Source organism: Agromyces humi (assembly GCF_009720255.1).
GTDB lineage: Bacteria > Actinomycetota > Actinomycetes > Actinomycetales > Microbacteriaceae > Agromyces > Agromyces humi.
This window is the reverse complement of sequence record NZ_WJSP02000364.1, coordinates 1-3679: the sequence shown is the minus strand read 5'-3', so window position 1 is coordinate 3679 and position 3679 is coordinate 1. Positions and strand designations below refer to the sequence as shown.

3 protein-coding genes are annotated in these 3679 nt (G+C 72.8%); all 3 read left to right on the top strand.

Annotated features, from left to right (window positions below):
- The first annotated feature begins 277 nt into the window (after window positions 1-277).
- A complete protein-coding gene (locus tag GH736_RS19085) occupies window positions 278-2605 on the top strand; it encodes a transglutaminase family protein (RefSeq protein ID WP_159606167.1) in 2328 nt (775 codons plus the stop codon).
- The gene (locus GH736_RS19080; protein ID WP_159606165.1) at window positions 2602-3237 is read left to right on the top strand and encodes a zinc-ribbon domain-containing protein; all 636 of its coding nucleotides are present in this window, start codon (window positions 2602-2604) and stop codon (window positions 3235-3237) included. Before GH736_RS19085 ends, GH736_RS19080 begins: the two co-directional genes overlap by 4 nt.
- Window positions 3238-3369: 132 nt before the next feature.
- On the top strand, window positions 3370-3679 hold a 310-nt coding region (locus tag GH736_RS19075), incomplete at its 3' end, for a hypothetical protein (RefSeq protein WP_159606163.1).

Here is a 3679-nt window from a genome sequence, read left to right as displayed (position 1 = left end):
CCGCAGGTTCCTGTCTATCCGACGCTGCCTGGGGATGCGGTGCCGGCAGAACCGGAACGGCCCGCACGTCAATGGTGGGATAGCCGGAAGTTCGTGAGGACGGGTAGTAGCGACAGACGTCGCCGTACCGCGGCGAGATCCATCGCCTCGAGGCCGTAGCCGTGCAGTGCTCGCCCGAGGGCGAGGCGACCGCTCGCACCGTGGCCGGCCTGACCGTGTTCGGCATCGGCTACCTCGAGGACCTCCGCTCCATGCTGGCGAGATCGGCGTCGGTCACATGAGCACGGCACGCCGGTCGGCGCCGACGCGGCGGTTCTGGTCGACCGCGATCAGCCTCGCGCTCCTCGTCGCCATGCTCACAGCGGCGATGATCCCGTGGTGGCCGATCTACGAGAGCACGGCGTTCCTCGTCGCCGCCGGCGTCGCGATCGTCGTGGGGTCGGCCATCGGCATCGCCGGCGCAACCTTCCGCTGGCCGGCCTGGGCCGTGGTGATCGCCCTGTTCGGCGCCTACCTGCTGCTCGGCGTGCCCGTTGCCGTGCCCAGCCGGGCCATCGGGGGAGTGATCCCCAGCCCGCAGGGCCTCGTCGAGCTGATCGCCGGCGCCGCCCTGTCGTGGAAGCAGCTCGTCACGATCGCCGTGCCCGTCGGCTCGTACCAGGCGCTGCTCGTCCCGCCCTTCCTGCTCGGCCTCGTGGCCTCGACGTGCGCGGTGACCATCGCGCTGCGGAGCCGGCGGCCGGCCGCAGCCATCATCCCCCCGGCCGTCCTGCTCCTCACCGGGATCGCCCTCGGCGTGGTGCATGCGGCCCTCGCCGTCGAGACGGGTCTCGTCTTCCTCATCACGGCCGTGGCCTGGCTCGTGCGCGTGGCCATCGCCGACCGCCGGGCCATCACGAGCGGCCGACCCGTCGAGGCGGCGCTCGCCGATGCCCGCCGTGTCCTCGGGGCGTCGGCGATCGTGGCCGTGGCGCTGATCGGCTCGGCCGCGGCATCCGTCGCCCTGCCCATGCCGGCGCGCAGCGTCGTGCGCGCCGAAGTCCAGCCGCCGTTCGAGCCGCGTGCGCAGCAGAGCCCCCTCGCCGGCTTCCGTTCTGCGTTCGAGCCCGAGGTCGCCGACGTCGAGATGCTGGCGGTGCGGGGCCTGCCGCCGGGGAGCGGGCTGCGGATCGCGGCCCTCGACACCTACGACGGCATCGTGTACTCCGTCGGCGGGACCGACGGCTCGGCGGAGTCCGGACGATTCACCCGCGTGCCGTACCGCCTCGACCAGACGGACGTCGACGGCGAGCAGACCGAGATCGAGGTCGAGGTGCTCGGGTACTCCGATGTGTGGGTGCCGGGCATCGGGCAGCTCGAGCGCATCACCTTCGCGGGGCCACGCGCGGAAGTCCTCGCGGACGGCTTCTTCTACAACGACGTCACGGGAACCGGGGCGATCAGGGCCGGGCTCGAACAGGGTGATCGCTACACAGCGCGATCGGTGACCCCCGTGCGGTCCGAGGCGCTCGCAGAGCTCAGCCCCGGCACCAGCGTGCTCCCCGCCGCACCAGATCTGCCGGCCCGGTTGTCGGAGCTCCTCGACCTGTGGGCGCCCGCGTCGGAGGAGCCGGGCGAGCGGCTCCGCGACGTGGTCAACGGGTTCCAGCGCGACGGGTACGTGAGCCACGGCGTCGGGGACGAGCCGTCGAGCCGCTCCGGTCACGCGCTCGACCGACTGGACGAGCTCGCCACCGCGCGCCCCATGCTCGGCGACGGCGAGCAGTACGCGGTCGCCGCGGCCCTGATGGCCAGGGAGATCGGCTTCCCGGCCCGCGTAGTGGTGGGATACCTCCCCTCGTCGGATGCCGCGGATGCCGCCGCCGAGGGCGACACGGGCGCCGACCCCGACGACGACGGCACGGTGGTGTTCCAGAGCCGCGACCGGCAGGCCTGGATCGAGATCCAGACCTCGGACGGCGCCTGGATCCCGGTCGACCCCAACCCCGACGTCCGTGACATCCCCGAGCGCGAACCCGACCAGCCCACCGTCGTGTCGCGGCCGCAGTCCGCCCTCCCGCCTCCGGCCGAGCGCACGCCCGTGGATGAGCTCGACTCGGATCCCGACCTCTCACTGGACGAGCCCGATGACAGCGCCGAGCCGTGGGTCGCCGCGCTGCTCGCCGGACTCACGATCGCCGGGTTCGCGGCGCTGGGACTCGCCCTGCTGATCAGCCCGTTCCTCGCCGTCATCGTGGCCAAGATCCGCCGTCGCCGAGTGCGGCGCCGGGCGCCGACACCCGTGGAGCGCATCGAGGGCGGGTGGCAGGAGTTCGCGGACACGGCGGCCGACTACGGCTATCCGATCCGTCCGAACACCACCCGGGCGGAACAGGCGGCCACCGTCGGCGGGCTCGCGCCGCTCGTGCTGGCCTCCGTCGTGGATCGGGCGGTCTTCGCGCCCGACGGTCCGACCGACGGCGACGATGAGCGGGTGTGGGACGTCGTGGACGAGCTCCAGGAACGGCTGGGCGCTCCCCGCACCCGCCTCGAACGTCTGCGTGCGGCGATCTCGCTGACCTCACTCGGCGGGTACGCTGTCACGCGGAGAGGAGGCAAGCCGTGACGTGCCGGATCTGCGGAGCGGAGCTTCCCGAGGGGGCGATGTTCTGCGGCGACTGCGGCAGCTCCACGAGCGCCACGCCCGAGTCGCGTCGACGGTCCGACCCGCGTCCCGGCGACACGACGGCGATCGAGCGCCCCGCACGACGCAACAGCGGCGTGATCAGCATCCCGGTCGACGGATTCCGGGGGGCGTCACCCATCCCAGCCCTGCCGGCGCACGCCGACGCCGGCTCGATGGCCCACGGCGAGGCGCCCGTCGGCGAGACGGAGCACGTCGACGCGTCTGCGGCTCCCGACGCCGTCGCAGCCCCGACCTTCGTGCTGGCGTTCAGCACCGGCGAGACGCGAACCGTCTTCGGCTCGGGCCTCATCGGACGCAAGCCCCTGCCGCAGCCCGGCGAGCGGTTCGACCACCTCGTGCAGATCGCTGATCGATCGCTCTCCGTCTCGAAGACGCATCTCGAGTTCGGCGAACATGACGGCGTGATGTGGATCGCCGATCGATTCTCGGGCAACGGCACGATCGTGCGTCGTCCCGATGACGGTGCCGTGAGGTGCGAGCCGGGACGGCGCTATCTCGTCCCGCGCGGCAGTCGGGTCGAGCTCGCCGAGCAGTCGTTCGTCGTGGCCTGATCCCACGGGACGGTGCATGCCTCCTGCAGGCGGCGCAGCCCACTCGTCCTCGACAGGCGAGCGGATGCTGCGTGCGTCAGCCGGCACGACCACGGTGCACCGATCCGCTGTGCAGCATGATCGGATCGGCGGGTGGATGCACCGCCGACCGACTCAGCCGCTGCGGTGGCGCGCCTCGCGCAGCACCTCCCCGACGGGCCACTGATGCTTCCGGCGCATCCACCGGCGCCCACGCCACCCGGCTTCCCCTGGCTCGCCTCGGTGACACCGATCGCGGGCGCCGTCGTGCTCTGGGCGATCACCGGATCCCCCCTCTCCCTGGCGTTCGCAGCGCTGGGACCCGTCGCCGCGATCGCCTCGCTGGTCGATGCCCGTCGAAACGCTCGCCGTGCGGCGAAGCGAGCCGCGGCCGAGCGCGCGGCGGCGGTCGACGAACTGCGGG